Genomic DNA, 20,257 nt, shown 5'->3' with positions numbered 1-20,257 from the left:
CATTGACGGAAAGAAGGGATCAATCTCATGGAATTGTGGTACACCGAGAAACAAACTGAAAACTTCGGCATTACGGCGAAGATAACTAAAAGCTACGTACACGAACAAACGGAATTTCAACAATTGGATATGATCGAGACGGAAGAGTTCGGCACGATGCTCGTACTCGACGGCATGGTTATGACCACGGTCAAGGATGAATTCGTCTACCATGAGATGGTGGCACATCCGGTTCTCTTCACACATCCTAACCCTGAGAACGTGCTTGTTGTAGGCGGCGGCGATGGCGGCGTCATCCGTGAAGTGATGAAGCATCCGAAGGTGAAAAAAGCGGTTCTGGTTGACATCGACGGCAAAGTAATCGAGTATTCGAAGAAATACCTGCCGACAATCGCAGGTGAGCTCGACAACCCTCGCGTAGAGGTGCTTGTCAATGACGGCTTCATGCATATCCATGATCATAAGAACACTTATGATGTTATCATGGTCGATTCCACGGAGCCGGTAGGCCCAGCGGCGAACCTGTTCACGCGCGGCTTCTACCAGGGCATCTACGAAGCGCTGAAGGAAGACGGTATCTTCGTCGCACAGACGGACAACCCTTGGTTCAAAGCCGATCTAATCCAAAGCGTAAACCGCGATGTAAAGGAAGTATTCCCAATCGTACGCGTGTACGGCGCGAACATTCCTACTTACCCGTCCGGTCTATGGACATTCACAATGGGCAGCAAAAAGCATGATCCGCTTCAAGTGGACGAGTCGTCCATTCCGGAGCTGGACACCAAATATTATTCGGCACGCTTGCATAAGGCGGCGTTCGTCCTTCCTAAATTCGTTGAGGATTTGGTGAAGTAAGACGAAGCCAGCAGCAATGCGGCTAGCAAAAAGAACGAAGCAGCGTGAAATCGCTGCTTCGTTCTTTTTTTGGTCTATTTTATTGAAGCTTGAAGTAGATTTTACGATCATTATTCTCCAAAGTAGAGTCGCTTTTGTTGATGACCAGGTAATTCTCTTGGCCTTTAATAACGGGAAGAATAACGTTCCCAGTCACTTCGTATGAGCTGCCTTTGGTCGAAGGTGTCACCTTCGGAAAGTCCGGCAGCGCCTCATTGACCGCAACGCTCATTGAACCGTCGAAGCCGTAGTCCGTGCCGCCGATGACGTAAGCTCCATCCGCTGTTTGTGCCCCCCAGATATAAGGTCTGAAGCTGGAGAGGTACATGTAGCCGATGCTGCTGCTTTTTCCGCTGCTTTTCATTGTCGCATTTTTGACATTCACGTTAAGGGTGACCAGCTTGTATTCCAGGTCGGGGTCCTCTTCCGGACGCTGGAAGCCGTAATCGACGATTTGGTCTCGCGTAATCGCTACAGCCTTCTTGACGGTTACCGTGATGTCGGCGGAGCTGGTGTCGTACTCCTCTGGCTTGTAGTTAATGAGCTCTTTATACGTAAACGCTGTATTGAATTTAATCGGATCATTGATCGTGCCTTTGTTGCCGGAGTTTGCAGCCGATCCGCCTGGGGCAGTCGTGCTAGAAGAGCCCGTATCAATCTTCGGCGGTGTCTGTCCTTCAGGTGTGATGACGACGACCTGGCGTTTCTCGTCCCATTGGACATTGGCGCCTAGCGAATCGGCGACGATACGCGCCGGGACGTAGGTACGGCCTTCGTAGGTGATGGGGTACAGCTTTTTGCCGTCCATGCTCAGATCCACTTTTTTGCCGCCAACTTCAATGCCAATGGCATAGTTTTGATTTGCGGTAATTTTTTTGAGCGTCGTAGCGGAATACGCGATCGAGCCTGCGCTAACTGCTAGCGAAAGCACCGTCGTCATAAGCAATACTTTTTTGGTAAAAAACCTTTTCATGAATCCATCTCCTCTGCATGTCATTGAGATTATGTATGGTGAAGTCCTTGGACTTAACAACGGCTTGCTATACGCCTGGGCTGCAAGCAGCATGCATATTATGGAATCTTCATGAGGTGTATCCCTAATATGCATGTGAATGATTAAAAATGGTAATAGGAAAAAAGAACGAGCAAGCCATTTTTTACTTCCATTATATTTATACTCGATCTAGTATAACTGAGAAAATTAGCCATTGCCAACATAAATCCAGTAGCTTATCGCGTTGGTATAAACACGACGATTTGAGTTGAATCGCCCAGTACGCTTCAACTTTCGCATGAGCAGCGCCTGGCAGGATATAATGGAGAGATGAAAGGAGGCATCTTCATGTCGCTCATTTATTCGTTTCCGCCTGTTGTCGATGAACGCTCGCGCGTGCTCATTGCCGGTACGGCGCCAAGCGTAAAGTCGCTGGAGTACGGACAGTTCTACGGACATCCGCAAAATTACTTTTGGCGAATCTTATATGGTTTGTTTCATGAGAGCACGCCGGGCCAGGAGGGCTATCCGCCGCCAGATTCCATCTATGAGAATCGGCTTGCTTTCCTTCGGGAGCATCGGCTGGCCGTATGGGATGTCATCCACTCCTGCGAACGGGAAGGAAGTCTGGATGCGAATATTAAGGAAGAGACTCCCAATGATTTTCCGGGATTGCTAGAGCGTTATCCCGGCATTCGAGCGATTGCGTTCAACGGAAGCAAAGCGTATGATACCTTCCGCAAGGCTTTCGGAGGGCATCCTTCGCTTCAGCATATTGAAAAAATCAAGCTGCCTTCATCCAGCCCGATCCCGACCAAGCATATGCGGAGTCTGGAGGATCGGATTAACGCTTGGCGGGTGATCGTTCCCTTTGCCTCGGATCGCTAGTCTTTCAGGGATTCAGGCGTTGAAATTGGAAGGCTTCCTGTATATAGTAGTAACATACGAAAGAACGATAGCGGGAGCGGGGCAATGAACGACAGCGGCAAGGCCATCATTATATTGGAAAGCAAGGCGGACGGAGAGAAAGTAACGCATCGCTATAAGGGAGAATGGTTTCGCAAGGAGAAGTCGCTGTTCATCCGTTATGCGGAGGACGAGGCGACGCGGGCGCTCATTCGGTATTCGCCGGGTGAGCTGTCGCTCAAGCGAAGCGGCGCGGTACAATCGGATCAGCTGTTCGTTTCCGGTCAAAGCCGGACCGGCCGATATCGATCAGCCGTGACGGTATTCGAGCTGGAGACGAAGACGAAGTCGCTGACGCTGCAGGCGAAGGCGAAGCAGGATCAGACGGGTGCGTTATTGCCGACTGCGCCGCCGTTCGTCTTGGAATGGCGGTACGATTTATATGTAAGCGAGCAACTATCGGGACGGTTCCATATCCGTCTCCATATACAGGAGGATCACGAATCATGAGTGCGAATGTACTGGACAAAATGTATGAGCAAGTGAAATCGGCTATTGCGGATGCAGCGGTAGCTGCTGGGCTGGCGGCGAGAGAGGAGCTTCCCGTCTTCGTTCTCGAGGTGCCGAAGGATAAATCCCACGGCGATCTGGCGACGAATGCAGCTATGCAGCTGACAAAGCTGGCGAAGAAGAATCCGCGCCAGATTGCCGAAGCGATTATTGAGCATCTCGACCTGAAGGGCGCTTCTATTCAATCGGCCGAGATTGCAGGACCGGGCTTCATAAACTTCCGTATGGACAAAGGCTATCTGTATCCCATTATTGCGGATGCGCTCAAGGCAGGAGAAGATTATGGACGCGTGTCTGCCGGTCAAGGCTCGCGCGTACAGGTGGAGTTTGTCAGCGCCAATCCGACGGGCAGCTTGCATCTGGGACATGCGCGCGGCGCCGCTGTTGGCGATTCCCTGTGCAATGTACTAGACTTCGCAGGTTATGAAGTAACGCGCGAATATTATATTAACGACGCCGGCAAGCAAGTAGAGAACCTGGCGCTTTCGCTAGAGGCGCGTTACCGCCAAGCGCTCGGCCAAGAGGCGGAGATGCCGGAGGACGGTTACTACGGGGAGGATATTATCGGATTTGCCAAAGGGCTGGCGGAGCAAGAAGGCGACAAGCTGCTTCAATTGTCCGACAAAGAGCGCTTCACGTACTTCCGCACCTTCGGACTGGAGAAGGAGCTGGATAAGATCAAGCGCGACCTTGGACGCTTCCGCGTCGGCTTTGATGTCTGGTATAGCGAAACTTCGCTCTATGAGAGCGGTCAAGTCGAGCAAGGACTGGAAGCGCTGAAGGCATCCGGACACGTCTATGAGGAAGAAGGCGCAACCTGGTTGTCGACCATGCCATTTGGCGACGACAAAAACCGCGTCCTTGTGAAAAATGACGGCTCGTACACGTACCTGACGCCAGACATCGCCTATCATCGCGACAAGTACGGCAGAGGCTTCGACCGGATGATCAATATCTGGGGAGCGGATCACCATGGCTACATCCCTCGCGTGAAGGCTGCGATGGCGGCGCTTGGCAACGATCCGGAGAAGCTGACGGTACTGATCGCCCAGATGGTCAGCCTGTTCCAGAACGGCGAAAAGATGAAGATGTCGAAGCGGACCGGCAAAGCGGTGACGATGGAGGATCTGATGGACGAGGTTGGTGTGGACGCAATCCGCTACTTCTTCTCCATGAGAAGCATGGACTCGCATCTGGACTTTGATATGGATCTTGCGATCTCGACATCGAATGAGAATCCAGTCTTCTACGTGCAATATGCGCATGCCAGAATCTGCAGCATATTCAGACAAGCGGAAGAGCAGGGTATCGCCCTTCCGGATGCCGGCAGTGTGAATTACAGCAAGCTGAACACGGAAGCGGAATTCGACCTGATTCGCAAAATCGGCGAGCTTCCGCAAGAAATAGCGGAAGCTGCTGCGCAATATGCACCGCATCGCTTGATTCGCTACGTGTATGAGCTGGCTTCAGAATTACACAGCTATTACCGTGCTGAGCGCGTAATTACAGAAGATGCGGATCAGACGGCAGCCAGACTTGCTCTGCTGGGAGCTGTTCGCATCGCCCTTGCGAATGTACTCCGCCTGGTGGGCGTATCCGCACCGGAGCGTATGTAATACAGACAGGAATAAAACAAGCCGAAGAGCTATTTCCGCTCCGCGGCCTGCAGCATGCGTATGACATCCAGCTCGCCGATATTTCGGCGGGCTTTGCTGTTTTTGAGAGGCTGCATAGATCGCTTCATAATCGATTTGATCTCCCCGGGAGATAATCCGGGACGCAGCGACAACAAAAGGGCTATCGAGCCGCTGACATGAGAGGTGGCCATTGAGGTGCCGCTCATCTCATTGTATTTGCCTCGCAGCCAGGCGGATGTAATTTTGTCACCGGGCGCGTAAATGTCGATATAATTGCCGCGGTTGCTGAATGGCGCAATGCGCCGATGCCGATTCGTCGCTCCCACGGAGATGGTTTGCGGATAGCGCGCCGGGTAATCCACCGACCGGAGCTTCCCGTCATTGCCGGAGGAGGCAACGATGATGACGCCGGAATTGTAGGCATTCGTCACGGCGCCAAGCAAAGCCTTGCTTCGGGTCTTCATGCCGAAGCTCATATTAATGACATTCATTCCGTTGCGTACGCACCATTCGATGCCGAGAATAATGTCGGAGACAAAGGCGCTTCCGTTATGGTCGAACGCTTTCACGGGTGCGATCAGCGCCCTGGGAGCTACACCAATCATGCCTTGCATCTGATTGGCAGCCGCTATGGTGCCTGCGATATGCGTGCCGTGTCCGTTATCGTCATAAGGCATCTTGCTCCGATTCAGCAGATTAATGCCTCGAAGCAGGGAGTGATGCAGATCGGGATGTCCGAAGTCGACGCCGGTATCGATGACGCCAACCTTGACCCTGTGGCCGGTGGTAATGCCCCAGGCCTGCGGGGCCCGAATTTGCTGGATGCCCCAGGGGATGCCGTTTTCAATGGCAAGCGCCTTTTGACCTGATGGGCTCACGCTTATTTTGCAGTCTTTCTCCATCCAGACACGTCCGGAGAGGGATTCCTGAAGTCTGGCATCGGGCGGCAGCTTGCAGGATATGGCACGAATAAAGGGCAGAGGCCTGATCGTTTTCAGGTTCGCGGCCGTTGAAGCTGCTTCGGACAGCTTATGAAGGAAGCGCCGGTACTCGCTGCCATTCTGGAATCGAATAATTCTTTTGGTAGTGGCGGATTGGCTGTTCATTGTCACTTGCTGTAACCAGCGTAATAATGCGGCGGTATCCAATTTTGGCTTCCCCTCCCGAAGGACGATGCTTCATCATCTTATGAATTCGCATCTTCCGCCGCATGAGCAACATGCCTTTTTTTCAAGAAATAAGTCGAATGCCGTGTCAATTTTCGCCAAAAGACATAGGATAAATGAAGAGCTCACCATGCTCTTGCATTTCCGATAATTCCGCTTGCGGCTTGTCGGATGGATACAGTCAAAGCGAAGGGTCGCTCCTTCGCTTTTTGCTGTACGGGGTGCCAGAAGGAAGCGCGCTTGATTTTTTGCATGAAATAGGTTTTACTATACTGTGACTAGCGTGTAAGCGACTAATGAATGTGTACATAATTTTTGGGCAAGAGAGGATGTGTCGATATGAGCGGAAGCAACTATACATTGAAGCTTGATCCTGAGCGCGTAAAAGAGATGCCGATGGTCGACTTGGCGTTCGAGGTTTTGAAAGCGGCGAATACGCCTTATTATTATCGCGATCTGATGATGGAGATCGCTAAGATACGTGGTCTTTCCGAAGAAGGCATCAATCAGTTCATCGCGCAGGTGTATACGGAGATTAACATCGACGGACGTTTCGCTTGCGTAGGCAGCAACATGTGGGGACTCAAGCGTTGGTATCCAGTTGAGCGTTCTGAGGATCCAGTAGGCAATGCCAAGCGTACCCGCATCATCAATGATGATGATGATCTGGAAGACGAGGATCTGTTCGCGGATGAGGAAGATGACAGCTATACTGCGGACGAAGAGGATTACGACGCCTACGATGAAGACAGCGAAGACTTCGAGGAAGCGGAAGAGGAAGCGGAAGTCGACGAGGATGTCGAGATCGAGGACGAGGAACTGGATGAAGAGGTTGAAGACGGGGAATTGAACGCCGAAGAAGAGGACGAAGAGGACTCCCTTGATGAAGAGGAAGACGAGGAAGAACGATAGTCCAAGATGGAAGCTAGTTTTGCTTGACATGCCCTGTGGCGGCAGAGTAAACTATTGCATGGGCTTTAAGATTAGGTTAACAAATAACGCATTTGATATGCAGATGAGAAAAGTGCCCCCGGTGCTACGGGTGTCACTTTTTTTGTTTGAAGGGACAAGTTGAAGAAGCAAGGATTTGACCTGAAAGTGTATGTTTAAAAAGAAAAGCCTTCATTAGCAACGCTTTTTAAACCACTTCTGTAAGGGCAAACTGAAATTAACATAGGAGCATGGAGGGTATCATCACAGTGACCAAATATATATTTGTAACCGGCGGCGTAGTCTCATCCTTGGGCAAGGGAATTACAGCAGCTTCTCTTGGCAGATTGCTGAAGAACAGAGGTCTGAAAGTTACGATTCAAAAGTTCGATCCATACATTAACGTGGACCCGGGCACGATGAGTCCTTATCAGCATGGTGAAGTATTCGTAACCGACGACGGGGCGGAGACCGATCTTGATCTTGGTCACTATGAACGTTTTATCGACATCAACCTATCGAAGAACAGCAATGTGACGACTGGTAAAATCTATTCCAACGTGATTACGAAGGAACGACGCGGCGATTACCTCGGCGGTACGGTGCAAGTTATTCCTCACATCACGAATGAAATTAAGGACCGGGTCTTCCGCGCTGGCCGCGAAGCGGGTTCCGACGTTGTCATTACGGAGATCGGCGGTACGGTAGGGGATATCGAGAGTTTGCCGTTCCTGGAGGCGATTCGCCAGATCAAGAGCGATATCGGCCGTGACAATGTGATGTATATTCACGTAACGCTAATTCCTTACATTAAAGCGGCAGGCGAAGTGAAGACAAAGCCTACGCAGCATAGTGTAAAAGAACTGCGCAGCATCGGCATTCAGCCGAACGTCATCGTATGTCGTACGGAATATCCTCTCGCTGAGGACATGAAGCGCAAGATCGGCTTGTTCTGCGATATCGACGCTAACGCTGTTGTGGAATGCCGCGATGCTTCCACGCTGTATGAAGTGCCGCTGATGCTCAGAGAGCAAGGGCTCGACGAGATTGTAGTCAATCATCTGAAGCTGACAACAGACCAGCCGGACATGCGTGAATGGGAAAGCATGGTGGAGCGCGTCAAGTCGCTGCACAAGACGACTGAAATTGCCATTGTAGGCAAATACGTCGCGCTGCATGATGCTTACCTCAGTATCGTGGAATCGCTTGGACATGCAGGCATTGCGCTTGATTCCGAGATCAAGATTCGCTGGGTAGACGCAGAGCTGCTGACAGACGCCAACGTGGCGGACAGCCTGCAGGGCGTTCACGGCATTCTCGTCCCAGGGGGCTTCGGCGACCGCGGTATCGAAGGCAAGATCTGCGCGATCCGTTATGCGCGTGAGCAAAGCGTACCGTTCTTCGGCATCTGTCTTGGCATGCAAGTTGCGGTCATCGAGTATGCGCGCAACGTAGTTGGCCTTGCGAATGCCAATAGCTCGGAGATCAATTCTGCTACGCCATATCCGGTAATCGATCTGCTTCCAGATCAGAAGGACATTGAGGATCTGGGCGGAACAATGCGTCTTGGCTTGTATCCTTGCAAAATCGCGCCTGAGACGATTGCGTCCCGAGAATATTCCGATGAGCTTGTATACGAGCGCCATCGCCATCGCTATGAGTTCAACAATGAATATAGAGAAGCAATCGAGGCTGCAGGCCTGCGGATCTCCGGCACATCGCCGGACGGACGTCTGGTTGAGATGGTGGAGATTGCCGAGCATCCATGGTTCCTGGCTGTTCAATTCCATCCGGAATTCACGTCCAGACCGAACCGTCCGCAGCCGTTGTTCCAAGGTTTTGTACGCGCGGCACTGGGTTATTCCGAACGCTAATAGGGGATGCTTATAAGCTGATGTCGTATTTCCTATCAAAGCCAGTAAGTTTTTGTGTGGATTAGAAGGAAAATCCCTTGGCTTCACGAATATATAAAAAATGAGGATTTTCGATGATTTCAAATTTTTTATATGTAGTTTAGTCTTGGGGGGTAGATGAAGCTTGGATAAGAAGAAGGTACTTATTGTTGACGATCAGAACGGAATCCGCGTGCTGCTACTGGAAGTATTCAGCAGCGAGGGCTATCACACGTTTCAAGCGGCTAATGGCAAAATCGCCCTGGAGATCGTGAAGCTGGAAGCGCCGGATTTGGTTTTATTGGATATGAAGATTCCTGGCATGGACGGACTGGAGATTCTGAAGCATATCAAGGCCATTGACCCTTCGATTAAAGTCATCATGATGACCGCATATGGCGAGCTGGATATGATTAAGGAAGCGACCGACTTAGGGGCGCTGATGCACTTCACGAAGCCGTTCGATATCGACGAGATGCGAATGGAAGTGAATCGTCAGCTGCAGGGAGGCAATTCTTCTGACCGTTTCGCGGTAGGATCATAATAGGATATAGAACGGTACTGGTGCTAGAACGCATCGGTACCGTTTTTGCATTTTGCAAGCAGGAAGGCAGCTCTATTAACACGATGAAAATCATCAGGTGCTTATAGGGCGGGTATATCCTTTAGGGCCTTATAAAACAAGCTTTACTATTTGCAGCCGCAATATGATATAATAGCTCAGAATGACAAGTCGGAACGGGCTTGAGACAGAAAGCTAACTATAGGAGGAAACAGAACTATGCCACTCGTGTCTATGAATGAGTTTTTGCCAAAAGCAAAAGCAAACAAATTCGCAGTAGGTCAATTCAACATGAACAACCTGGAGTTCGCGCAAGCGACTGTCGAGGCTGCAATGGAAGAGAATTCGCCATTTATTTATGGGGTCAGCGAAGGCGCTCTTAAATACATGGGAATCGAATTTACCGTAGCAATGGCTGAAGCGGCTGCCAAAAAGTCCGGCCTGCCAATCGCACTTCACCTTGACCACGGAAGCAGCTTTGAAGTTGCTATGAAATGTATCCGCGCAGGCTTCTCGTCTGTTATGTTCGACGGCTCCCATTATGGCCTTGAAGAGAACATTCAATTGACGAAGGAAGTTGTGAAAGCAGCACGCGCTATGGGCGTATCTGTAGAGGGCGAGCTCGGAACAATCGGCGGCGTTGAGGATGACCTGAGCGTTGATGAAGCTGATGCAACATTGGCTAACGCAGAAGAAGCGATTCGCTTCTACGAGGAGACTGGCGTAGACTGTCTGGCTATCGCTGTTGGTACAGCTCACGGCATGTACAAAGGCGAGCCGAAAATCCATTACGATATTATTCAAAAAGTAGCTGACGCTATTCCAGTACCGGTTGTGCTTCACGGCGGTTCGGGCGTTCCAGACGAAGCGATTCGCCTGTCGATCCAAGCTGGCGTTGGCAAAATCAATGTGAATACAGAGAACCAAGTAGCTTGTACGAATGCGATCCGCGAAGTGCTGGGCGCTAACGCTGAAGTATTCGATCCTCGTAAATACCTGACGCCTGCACGCTCTGCGATGAAGGCTGTTATTCAAGAAAAAATCCGCTTGTTCGGAAGTAACAATCAAGCTTAAGCAACAGGAACAAGGGAGGACAAACCGCCTGAACAGGGCTAGCGGCTTCACGGCCGCTAGCTTCGGCGGTTTTTCCTTTGTTATCTTCCAACTAACAGGAGGATTATTGATTTGATGGAGAAACTCATGATCCGCGGCGGGCGTCCGCTGCGCGGAACAGTCCAGATCAGCGGGGCCAAGAACAGTGCAGTGGCTCTTGTGCCGGCAGCGATTCTGGCAGAATCAGAAGTTGTGCTCGACAATTTGCCGCTTATTAGCGATGTGGCGGTCTATAGTGAAATATTGCAAGAGCTTGGCGCAGTCGTTAAGCGTGATGGCGATACGATGCGAATCGATCCTTCGCAGCTGATCTCGAGACCGATGCCTAATGGCAAGGTGAAGCTGCTCAGAGCCTCCTATTATATGATGGGGGCGTTGCTGGGACGTTTCGGCGAAGCGACGATCGGACTTCCGGGCGGCTGCAACTTCGAACCACGACCTATTGATCAGCACATTAAAGGATTTGAAGCACTGGGCGCTACGGTAACGAATGAACAGGGTTCAATCCGAATTGCTGCCAAGGAATTGCGGGGAGCAAAGATTTATCTGGATGTCGCAAGTGTAGGCGCGACGATTAATATTATGCTGGCGGCCTCAAGAGCCAAAGGCCATACAATTATTGAAAACGCGGCGAAAGAGCCTGAAATTATAGATGTAGCTACTCTCCTGAACGCCATGGGCGCCACGATTAAAGGTGCCGGAACCGAAACGATCCGTATCGAAGGGGTCGAACGGCTTCACGGCTGCCGTCACTCCATTATTCCCGACCGAATCCAGGCAGGCACTTATATGATTATGGCTGCGGCAACTCGCGGCGATGTTCTTATCGATAATGTTATTCCGAAGCACTTGGAGGCGCTGACCGCCAAGCTGGAAGAAATGGGCGTACAAGTGGAAGAGATGGATGAGGCCATCCGTATTATCGGAGCGCCTGAATATACGGCAATTGATGTCAAGGCATTGATCTATCCGGGATTCGCTACGGATCTGCAATCCCCGATGACGACATTGTTGACCCAAGCCAAGGGAGTCAGTATTCTGTCCGATTACGTGTATGGCACAAGGTTCAAGCATGTGCCGGAGCTTACTCGCATGGGCGCGAATATTCGCGTAGAAGGCCGCTCTGCGATTATCGAGGGCACGAAGCTGAACGCCGCGAAGGTGAAAGCCGCGGACTTAAGAGCGGGTGCCGCTCTTGTGGTAGCCGCATTGACGGTAGAGGATGGCGTTACGGAAATTACGAACGTGGAGTACATTGATCGCGGTTATGATCATCTCGTTGAGAACTTGACCAGACTAGGTGCAGAAGTATGGCGCGAGACGGAGTCCTAAGGGACTCCGTATGTCCATACGGAATATAATTGTAATAGAATGGAAAAGATGGTTAATCAGTCATACTCTATATAATTTGGATAAAGTGGTGAGAATATGTCGGATCTACAGATCGCGGATCTGGAAGGAATGAAGCTGACGGAACTGTACAAGCTGGCGAAGCAATATCAGATCGCCTATTACGGTCAGCTCAAGAAGAAGGAGCTTATCTTCGCTATTCTCCGGGCGCAAGCAGAGAAGAGCGGACTTATGTTCATGGAAGGCGTACTTGATATTTTACAGGAAGGCTTCGGCTTCCTGCGTCCGATCAACTATTTGCCAAGCAAAGAAGACATTTATATCTCGGCTTCCCAGATCCGCAGATTCGATCTGAGGAACGGCGATCTCGTATCCGGCAAGTGCCGGCCGCCAAAAGAAAACGAACGTTATTTCGGCTTGCTTCAAGTCAATGCCGTGAACGGGGAGAATCCCGATACGGCGTCTGAACGACTCCATTTTCCTGCTCTTACTCCTCTATATCCCGAGAAGAAATTAGTGCTCGAAACCTCGCAGTCGAAGCTATCCACCCGGATGATGGACTTACTCGCACCTGTTGGACTTGGTCAGAGGGGTCTGATCGTCGCGCCGCCGAAAGCGGGCAAAACTCTCTTGCTGAAGGAAATTGCCAATAGCATATCGGAGAATCATCCGGAAATCGAGCTGTTTGTGCTGCTCATTGATGAGCGCCCGGAGGAAGTGACGGATATGCAGCGTTCTGTAAAAGGCGAAGTCGTATCGTCAACATTCGACGAGCTGCCAGAGAATCATATTAAGGTAGCAGAGCTGGTGCTGGAGCGTGCCCTTCGATTGGTAGAGCATAAGAAGGATGTCGTTATTCTGCTGGACAGCATTACCCGTCTGGCTAGAGCGTACAACCTCGTGATCCCGCCTTCGGGACGGACGCTAAGCGGCGGTATCGATCCGGCTGCGTTTCACCGTCCGAAGCGCTTCTTCGGCTCTGCCCGCAATGTGGAAGAGGGCGGAAGCTTGACCATTCTGGCGACGGCGTTGATCGAGACGGGCTCGCGTATGGACGATATTATTTATGAAGAATTTAAAGGTACGGGCAACATGGAGCTTCATCTGGACCGTAAGTTGGCCGAGCGCCGTATATTCCCGGCGCTGGATATGCGCAGATCGGGAACGCGCCGCGAAGAGATGCTGCTTAGCAAGGAAGAACTGGACAAAGTATGGGCGATTCGCAGAAGCATGACCGATACGCCGGACTTTGTCGATAATTTCCTCAAGAAGCTGAAGGACTCGGATAATAACGAGCAGTTCCTCATGTCGCTGGATACATCGGCCGACCCGCCGAAGCATGATCGTCCTTCGATGAAGAGCAACGCTGCCTCATCTGCAAGCCGCAGGCCGGTAGCCAGAACGACGCATACTTCTTAAGGTCCCGAGGAAAGGAGCACATCATGAATCTCGTATATGCGGACGAACACGGCAATGTGTTCGACCATCCTGACTATTTCGGACTTGGCCGAAGCGGCGATATGATCGTTGAACTGATGGAGGAAGAGCTTATTCCGCTGCCGGAAGGAGCGACGCTTGTCAGCCTGCCGTTCACCAGACCGATCGGTCTTGATCCCGAATCTGGTCAAATGCAGGCACTGCCTGGCGGTGCTCAAGCTGTAGGTGCGCTGCTGCCTCAAGGGTATACCCGGCTATGTCTGCCTGGCTATGTCAAGTCGGACAAGAACGAGAAGCTGCCGCTATTCGGCTATACAGCCGTCGTCTGGAAGGACGGACAGTTCTTCGTAACGGCTGAGCAATGCGATGATCCTGAACGATGGGATCCGCTCAATTGCGACCAGCAAGAGTTGAATGTGCAAGTCGAGAGGCTGCTTCAGAAATACCCTGACAATAGGCTATATAAGCACTTGTCCCACTGTGCGTTGGGATACGAATGTCTAACGGCATCCAATACGTTCCTGAGCAGATGGGAAGGGGCAGTGCCCGTATCCTATTCATGCAATGCCGGCTGCTTCGGCTGCATCTCAGAGCAACCGGATGACAGCGGCTTCGTTGCACCGCAGACGCGCATGAACTTCAAGCCTACCGTGGATGAAGTGGTGGAGATTATGCTGGAGCATTTGAAGGAACCGGAATCGATAATCAGCTTCGGTCAAGGCTGTGAAGGCGAGCCGTCGACGCAAGCGAAGATCATTGTCGAAGCAATGAAGCGGGTAAGAGCCCAGACTTCACTTGGCTATATCAATATCAACACCAATGCCGGGCTGACCGACTTTATGAGAGCGATCGTGGATGCGGGTCTTGATCTGATGAGAGTCAGTACGATTAGTGCGATTGATGAGCATTACAATGCTTACTATAAGCCGCGGGCCTATACGTTGCAGAACGTAGAGCGTTCACTAAAGTACGCTACGGACCAGGGTGTGTACACCTCGATCAACTATCTGATCTTCCCGGGTGTTACAGATCGTGAGGAAGAGATTGAGGCGATGATCGGCTTCGCCAAACGGACAGGACTTAAGCTCATTCAGATGCGCAATCTGAATATCGACCCGGAGAGCTATCTGGAGCTTATTCCGAAGGCGCAAGGCGAAATCTACGGGATGAAGCAAATGCTTGAAATATACCGTCAAGAGCTTCCTGATGTCGTGATCGGGTCGTATACACATGTTCCGCCGGACCTGATGCGCCGTCCGATTGCATCTAGATAGCAATTTGCTCCAATCGCGATATGGCGGCTGTGGGGCATTGCGCCAAGCTGCCTATCGTGCTATAATCCGTTTATGTGTCATTTTAACTCTGGGTCCGCATGTGGCTCAGGGCAGAAAGAGGTGAACGAGATGAAACAAGGTATTCATCCGACATACCACGTCGTTACAGCAACTTGCGCTTGCGGCAATACGTTCGAGACAGGTTCGATTAAATCGACCCTTCGTGTTGAGGTTTGCTCCGCATGTCACCCATTCTTCACGGGTAAGCAGAAGTTCCTGGATGCCGGCGGCCGCGTCGACCGTTTCAAGAAGAAATACGGCATTTAATTTATTACGAACATTCAGCCTTTATTTGGCAGAATACAAGTACCTCCCTCAGCCATCCTATGGTTATAAGGGAGGTTTTTTTATGGGTATTTTCAAGGGATATAGAAGAGGGCGAAGGATGTGGAAGCTGCTTTGGATCGGCCTGTTCGGTGCGGCTATTATGCTTGGCGGCTGCGCCAGAGAAGCGTCGGATAAAGCGCAGACTTATCATAATGACGGGTATCTTGGCTACACGAATACGAATCCGAACCTGCTGAATCGCAGCGGTACGTTATATGAAAAGGATATCCAGTTCATGGGCGAATTGCTGGAGCCGCTGAAGGGGATCCGCAAGACGGAGGTCGCATTTAACGGCGACGATGCGAACGTAACGCTGCGCGTCGAGCGCGGACTATCTGATGCCGAGCGGAATCGCATCCGGGCAGAGGCGCAGAACATCCTGCAGTCGAACTTTCCAAGATATGATGTGCATGTGAAGGTTCGTAGTTAAAAGTTAGACGCTTGCCGGGCGGCGAAACACCTAAGGGGATTTTTCACAGCCTAATGGCATGCAAAAAACACCATGGTGCTTTTTCACAGTCTCACGACATGCAAAAAACTCCATAGGTTGCGCTTTGCTCTCGAATGTACTATACTTGTCTTTGCCGTGCTAGATGGGGAGGTAGCGGTGCCCTGTAACTCGCAATCCGCTGTAGCGAGGTTGAATTCCTGTCTGAGGTTATGCTGATGTGAGGCTTGGCGCTTGCAAGCAGTGTTGACAGCTGGGTCCTCCGCAATGGACGCTTGTGAACCCGGTCAGGTCCGGAAGGAAGCAGCCGTAAGCAAGTTAGTTCATGTGCCGGGGGAGTGCCTGGCTCGAGCTGTGTAGCAAGAATGCCGCTTGGATCACATGTATCAGGGGCAGGTGCACGGTTCTAACCATAGAAGTAAAGGGCAGCGGATGCCCATGTCATGAAAGTCCTGCAGTAGCCGTTCCTCAAGCGACCAAAGTTTGAGTGAACGCGAGACTGCGGGGCTTTTTGTATACATAAGCTTTTTTAACATTTTGCTTGATGCTGTGATGTAGTATAATAGATGCATCAGAAAACGCTGCTTTAAGAAGATCAGGCAGGCTGAAAGGGAAGGGTCGCGTGTCACATATTGCGTTATATCGTGCCTGGCGTCCTCAGACGTTTCAGGACATGGTTGGACAGCAGCATATTATACAAACGCTTCAAAATGCCATTCGAGAGAATCGCGTATCTCATGCCTATCTATTCAACGGCCCTCGGGGGACGGGGAAAACGACGACAGCCAAGGTGCTTGCCAAAGCCGTGAACTGCGAGCGGGGACCGGCAGTGGAGCCCTGCAATGAATGTGATGCTTGCCGCGGTATTACGGCGGGCCACATTATGGATGTCATCGAGATCGACGCCGCATCTAATCGCGGCATTGATGAGATTCGGGAGATACGAGACAAGGTAAGGTACGCCCCGTCCGAGGTGCGCTTCAAGGTGTACATTATCGACGAGGTTCATATGCTTACCACGGAGGCGTTCAATGCGCTGCTCAAGACGCTTGAGGAGCCGCCTGGACATGTGATCTTTATATTGGCTACGACGGAACCTCATAAGCTTCCGGCGACGATCATATCCAGATGTCAGCGGTTTGACTTCAGGCAAGTATCGCTGGAGGAACAGTCAGTTAGACTGCTGCAGATTTGTCAGGATGAAGGAATCGTTGCCGATGATGATGCGCTGGCTTATATCTCAAGACTATCCGAAGGCGGAATGCGGGACGCTATTAGCTTGCTAGAGCAAGTGTCGGCGTTCGGCGATCGGCGAATTACATTGGATGCGGCGATCGATGTGACGGGCGGAATGGCAGCGGATCAATTCTATCAATTGGCGGAAGCTGTTCGGGAACGCAATGTGGCGGCTCTGATGCCGCTGGTGGAGAGCTTGATGCAAGCTGGTAAAGCTGCGGATAAGTGCATGGAGAATTTAATGTACTATTTCCGCGATTTGCTCGTACTGAAGCTTGCTCCGACAGGCGGGGCCGTTACCGAGCGGGTGGTGGATCGCGAACGCTTCCGTGCGATGGCAGAGGCTTATTCTTCTCAACGATTATTCTCCATGATTGATGTACTCAATCGTTATCAAGTAGAATTAAAGCATGCCTCTCAGCCGCAGACATTGTTCGAAGTGGCTTTGATGAAGCTGTGTGCCATCGGGGATGAACAGGCTTCTGAAGGAACTAGAGATGCCAGCAGCAGCGATAGCGTCTCGTCAACAGAAGTGACGAAGCTCCGTCAGCAAGTCCAGGCATTGGAGCGAAAGCTTGAGAGCGTGCTTCAGAATGGCGTGCAATTACAAGCCGGACAAGACGCAGGGGCGGGAGCATCCCGCAATCCGGCACCTAGCTCGAGGGGGGCGCTTCGCGGATCGTTCGGCAGCGGCGGCGGTATTGCCCGTTCGAAAGTAAAGCTCGATGGATATATCGCAGCTGCGAGCAGTCCGGAGTCTGGCATAGCGCGTTCGCGATGGGGTGATGTGCTGAGTCGCGTGAAGGATGCCAAAGTTACTCTGCATGCGTGGCTAAAGGACGGCGAGCTTGTATCCGTCGACGGCGGGAATTTGCTTCTTGCCTTCAAGAATGATATCCATAGGGAAACGACGGAAAAACCGAATCATCGCGAGATTATTGAGCGAATCGCTCAGGAAGTGCTGGGAGTCTCCTATCATCTGGTGACGGTTATGCTGAAGGATTGGCAGGCTGCTTTGGATGGAGCGGGTAATCCGGCAAGCGAGCCGCTGGAGCTTGTACCGGAAGGTGAAGGCGCTCCGGACGCGGCGAGCAAGCGGCCCGAATGGGTCGAAGAAGCCGTCAAGCTGTTCGGCGAGGAGCTTGTTGTCGTGAAGGACAATCAATAACTACTAAATCGATGGGGTGAATGAAATGAACAATATGAATCAAATGATGAAGCAAGTGAAGAAGATGCAGGAGCAGATGTTGAAGGCGCAGGAAGAGTTGGAAACCAAATCCGTTGAAGGCACAGCTGGCGGCGGCGTTGTGACGGTAACTGTCAATGGACATAAGAAGCTTCTTAATATTGTAATCAAGCCGGAAGCGGTAGATCCGGATGATGTTGAAATGCTGCAAGATCTTGTGATAACGGCAGTTAATGACGCCCTTACCAAAGCGGATGAGCTTGCAAATCAAGATATGGGCAAATTTACAGGCGGCATGAAAATCCCGGGTCTGTTCTAGACAGGTTGATGCTTTGCTGAAGGTCTGAAAGGAGCTGTACCCTCTTGCATTACCCGGAACCGATAGCGAAATTGATCGATTCATTCACGCGCTTGCCCGGCATTGGTCCTAAGACGGCGGCAAGGCTTGCTTTCCATGTGCTGCGGATGAAAGAAGATGATGTCATCGATTTCGCCAAAGCGCTGGTAAGCGTAAAGCGGAATTTATTTTATTGCTCCGTATGCTGTAATATTACAGATACGGACCCTTGCAGAATCTGCCAAGACAAGTCTCGAGACGGTTCTGTTATTTGCGTGGTGCAGGAATCCAGGGATCTGGTAGCTATGGAACGTACGAAGGAATTTGAAGGCTATTATCATGTGCTGCAAGGAGCTATCTCTCCAATGGAAGGGATCGGACCGGATGAGATTCGGATAGCTGAGCTTTTGAGAAGGCTCAGCGACGAGAAAGTGCAGGAGCTTATTCTGGCCACCAATCCGAATATTGAAGGCGAGGCAACTGCCATGTATTTATCCCGGCTTGTTAAGCCCTTTGGTCTTAAGGTCACTCGAATTGCGCATGGATTGCCGGTTGGCGGCGATCTGGAGTATGCGGATGAGGTTACGTTATCCAAAGCGCTGGAAGGAAGACGGGAACTTAATTGATTCCATATGAATATATGGCTCGTACCGAGCTCCCCTGCATGGGGAGCTCGGTTTTTTTGTTGTCCGGAATCCGAAGTGTTCAAGTTGCCGTTCTAATCTTGTCCCAAGGCTTATACACATAAGAAGGAAGCCGATTAGGTGATGGACAAGGAGGCTGGAACATGAATTCCACAATCGCGCAGGATGAGGAGCAGATACAGAAGCGCCGCATTAAAGAAGAAATTCGGGAAACGCTCAGAGAATGGGAAAATGCCAAACGCTTCTTTGAGCATGCATTGGGTCACGAGCAAGTGGATTATGCCATACATGCTATTATTACCGCAGAGAAGAGATACGCTATGTTAATTCATAAGGCCAAAAAAATGAAAGGGCCATGGCCCAAATGGGAGGGAATCGATCAATGAAAATCGTCTGGCTGTCCATATTGATTATTTCATCTTTACTATTAGTGGGGATTCTGCTGCGCAACAAGCTATCCTGGGGATGGCTGAAAGGCTTCGCACTGCATATCGTTATTGCGGCGGGGCTGCTCTATCTCGTGAATGAACTGGCGATCGTGGAAGGACTCCATATTCCGCTGAATCCGATTACGATTAGTACGGCTGTCGTGCTTGGCGTCCCGGGGGTTCTCATGATGGCAGGTGTTCAGTTGTTTATCGTCTAGTAAAAGGTGTGAATGCTCATCCAACTCTGAATGTTGCGAATATGAGAGAAGAGGTTGACGAGCTATTGTTGATTATGCTACATTAATGTTCGCGCCAGGGAATAAGGCAAGCGAGTAAGAAAAAAAGATTTAAAAAAATGCTTGCATTAACCTAGGCAGCTGTGATATATTATAAAAGTCGCCGCTGAGACATTGGGCTGACACGCAAGAAACGAAAGACAAATAATTGTTCTTTGAAAACTGAACAACGAGCGAAAATGCCCTGTTAATTCTAAGGAATTAATAGAAAAGCAACAAACGTTATTGAGCAAGTCAAACACTTTTATGGAGAGTTTGATCCTGGCTCAGGACGAACGCTGGCGGCGTGCCTAATACATGCAAGTCGAGCGGACCTCACGTTTCTTCGGAAACGTAAGGTTAGCGGCGGACGGGTGAGTAACACGTAGGTAACCTGCCTGTAAGACTGGGATAACATTCGGAAACGGATGCTAATACCGGATACGCGAATCGGTCGCATGGCTGATTCGGGAAAGACGGAGCAATCTGTCACTTACAGATGGACCTGCGGCGCATTAGCTAGTTGGTGAGGTAATGGCTCACCAAGGCGACGATGCGTAGCCGACCTGAGAGGGTGATCGGCCACACTGG

At 50.9% G+C, this 20,257-nt stretch carries 20 protein-coding genes, 1 rRNA gene and 1 other RNA gene; 20 read left to right on the top strand and 2 right to left on the bottom strand.

The features are described from left to right. Window positions 1–27: 27 nt before the first annotated feature. Window positions 28–855, top strand: coding sequence for a polyamine aminopropyltransferase (speE, locus tag D3P07_RS18145; protein WP_119801675.1), 828 nt, complete (start codon window positions 28–30; stop codon window positions 853–855). 79 nt (window positions 856–934) lie between these two features. On the opposite strand, the gene D3P07_RS18140 is transcribed toward speE, so the two are convergent. Continuing rightward, a complete protein-coding gene (locus D3P07_RS18140) occupies window positions 935–1,867 on the bottom strand; it encodes a stalk domain-containing protein (protein ID WP_182914384.1) in 933 nt (310 codons plus the stop codon). A gap of 369 nt (window positions 1,868–2,236) precedes the next feature. Between D3P07_RS18140 and D3P07_RS18135 the strand changes: the two genes are divergently transcribed. The 3 genes from D3P07_RS18135 (at window position 2,237) to argS (ending at window position 4,980) form a co-directional block, all read left to right on the top strand. Continuing rightward, window positions 2,237–2,776 carry a DNA-deoxyinosine glycosylase gene (locus tag D3P07_RS18135; RefSeq protein WP_119801673.1) on the top strand — a complete coding sequence of 180 codons (540 nt, stop codon included), beginning with the start codon at window positions 2,237–2,239 and terminating at the stop codon, window positions 2,774–2,776. An 84-nt stretch (window positions 2,777–2,860) separates the two neighbouring features. Further along, window positions 2,861–3,304, top strand: coding sequence for a YwiB family protein (locus tag D3P07_RS18130; RefSeq protein ID WP_119801672.1), 444 nt, complete (start codon window positions 2,861–2,863; stop codon window positions 3,302–3,304). Beyond that, window positions 3,301–4,980 carry an arginine--tRNA ligase gene (argS, locus tag D3P07_RS18125; protein ID WP_119801671.1) on the top strand — a complete coding sequence of 560 codons (1,680 nt, stop codon included), beginning with the start codon at window positions 3,301–3,303 and terminating at the stop codon, window positions 4,978–4,980. The genes D3P07_RS18130 and argS overlap by 4 nt, the downstream gene beginning before the upstream one ends. Before the next feature lie 29 nt (window positions 4,981–5,009). Here argS and D3P07_RS18120 read toward each other — a convergent pair whose 3' ends face one another. After that, the gene (locus tag D3P07_RS18120; protein ID WP_259391573.1) at window positions 5,010–6,149 is read right to left on the bottom strand and encodes a S8 family peptidase; all 1,140 of its coding nucleotides are present in this window, start codon (window positions 6,147–6,149) and stop codon (window positions 5,010–5,012) included. 357 nt (window positions 6,150–6,506) lie between these two features. On the opposite strand from D3P07_RS18120, the gene rpoE reads away from it, so the two are divergent. From rpoE to D3P07_RS18040, 16 genes are all read left to right on the top strand, one after another. Beyond that, complete coding sequence (gene rpoE, locus D3P07_RS18115; protein ID WP_119801670.1) at window positions 6,507–7,079, top strand: DNA-directed RNA polymerase subunit delta; 573 nt, start codon at window positions 6,507–6,509, stop codon at window positions 7,077–7,079. 287 nt (window positions 7,080–7,366) lie between these two features. Continuing rightward, complete coding sequence (locus D3P07_RS18110; protein WP_119801669.1) at window positions 7,367–8,971, top strand: CTP synthase; 1,605 nt, start codon at window positions 7,367–7,369, stop codon at window positions 8,969–8,971. Between the two features lie 163 nt (window positions 8,972–9,134). Next, window positions 9,135–9,533 carry a response regulator gene (locus tag D3P07_RS18105; protein WP_119801668.1) on the top strand — a complete coding sequence of 133 codons (399 nt, stop codon included), beginning with the start codon at window positions 9,135–9,137 and terminating at the stop codon, window positions 9,531–9,533. 237 nt (window positions 9,534–9,770) lie between these two features. Beyond that, window positions 9,771–10,625 carry a class II fructose-1,6-bisphosphate aldolase gene (gene fba / locus D3P07_RS18100; RefSeq protein WP_119801667.1) on the top strand — a complete coding sequence of 285 codons (855 nt, stop codon included), beginning with the start codon at window positions 9,771–9,773 and terminating at the stop codon, window positions 10,623–10,625. 114 nt (window positions 10,626–10,739) lie between these two features. Then, window positions 10,740–11,996, top strand: a complete 1,257-nt coding sequence (locus D3P07_RS18095; protein ID WP_119801666.1) for a UDP-N-acetylglucosamine 1-carboxyvinyltransferase — start codon at window positions 10,740–10,742, stop codon at window positions 11,994–11,996. A gap of 96 nt (window positions 11,997–12,092) precedes the next feature. Then, a complete protein-coding gene (gene rho, locus D3P07_RS18090; protein WP_119801665.1) occupies window positions 12,093–13,433 on the top strand; it encodes a transcription termination factor Rho in 1,341 nt (446 codons plus the stop codon). Between the two features lie 23 nt (window positions 13,434–13,456). After that, window positions 13,457–14,725, top strand: a complete 1,269-nt coding sequence (locus D3P07_RS18085) for a radical SAM family protein (protein WP_119801664.1) — start codon at window positions 13,457–13,459, stop codon at window positions 14,723–14,725. A 129-nt stretch (window positions 14,726–14,854) separates the two neighbouring features. Further along, window positions 14,855–15,052 (top strand): 50S ribosomal protein L31, encoded by a 198-nt coding sequence (gene rpmE, locus D3P07_RS18080; RefSeq protein ID WP_116047876.1) that lies wholly within the window; start codon window positions 14,855–14,857, stop codon window positions 15,050–15,052. Window positions 15,053–15,170: 118 nt separating this feature from the next. Beyond that, the gene (locus tag D3P07_RS18075; RefSeq protein ID WP_119801663.1) at window positions 15,171–15,542 is read left to right on the top strand and encodes a hypothetical protein; all 372 of its coding nucleotides are present in this window, start codon (window positions 15,171–15,173) and stop codon (window positions 15,540–15,542) included. A 154-nt stretch (window positions 15,543–15,696) separates the two neighbouring features. Next, window positions 15,697–15,964, top strand: an RNA gene (gene ffs / locus D3P07_RS18070) — signal recognition particle sRNA large type. A 218-nt stretch (window positions 15,965–16,182) separates the two neighbouring features. Continuing rightward, window positions 16,183–17,964 carry a DNA polymerase III subunit gamma/tau gene (gene dnaX / locus D3P07_RS18065; protein ID WP_119801662.1) on the top strand — a complete coding sequence of 594 codons (1,782 nt, stop codon included), beginning with the start codon at window positions 16,183–16,185 and terminating at the stop codon, window positions 17,962–17,964. A 25-nt stretch (window positions 17,965–17,989) separates the two neighbouring features. Then, window positions 17,990–18,301, top strand: a complete 312-nt coding sequence (locus D3P07_RS18060; RefSeq protein ID WP_119801661.1) for a YbaB/EbfC family nucleoid-associated protein — start codon at window positions 17,990–17,992, stop codon at window positions 18,299–18,301. Between the two features lie 44 nt (window positions 18,302–18,345). Then, window positions 18,346–18,945: a recombination mediator RecR gene (gene recR / locus D3P07_RS18055; RefSeq protein WP_119801660.1), complete on the top strand. Its 600-nt coding sequence runs from the start codon at window positions 18,346–18,348 to the stop codon at window positions 18,943–18,945. 161 nt (window positions 18,946–19,106) lie between these two features. Beyond that, on the top strand, window positions 19,107–19,349 hold the full coding sequence (locus D3P07_RS18050) for a DUF2508 family protein (protein WP_119801659.1): 243 nt from the start codon (window positions 19,107–19,109) through the stop codon (window positions 19,347–19,349). Further along, the gene (locus tag D3P07_RS18045) at window positions 19,346–19,609 is read left to right on the top strand and encodes a pro-sigmaK processing inhibitor BofA family protein (protein WP_119801658.1); all 264 of its coding nucleotides are present in this window, start codon (window positions 19,346–19,348) and stop codon (window positions 19,607–19,609) included. Before D3P07_RS18050 ends, D3P07_RS18045 begins: the two co-directional genes overlap by 4 nt. Window positions 19,610–19,930: 321 nt before the next feature. Next, window positions 19,931–20,257 (top strand): 16S ribosomal RNA (locus tag D3P07_RS18040); the annotation flags it as partial.

Source organism: Paenibacillus sp. 1011MAR3C5, from assembly GCF_003591485.1.
Lineage (GTDB): Bacteria > Bacillota > Bacilli > Paenibacillales > Paenibacillaceae > Pristimantibacillus.
The sequence above is the reverse complement of the archived record's forward strand: the minus strand, read 5'-3'. Positions and strand labels throughout refer to the sequence as shown.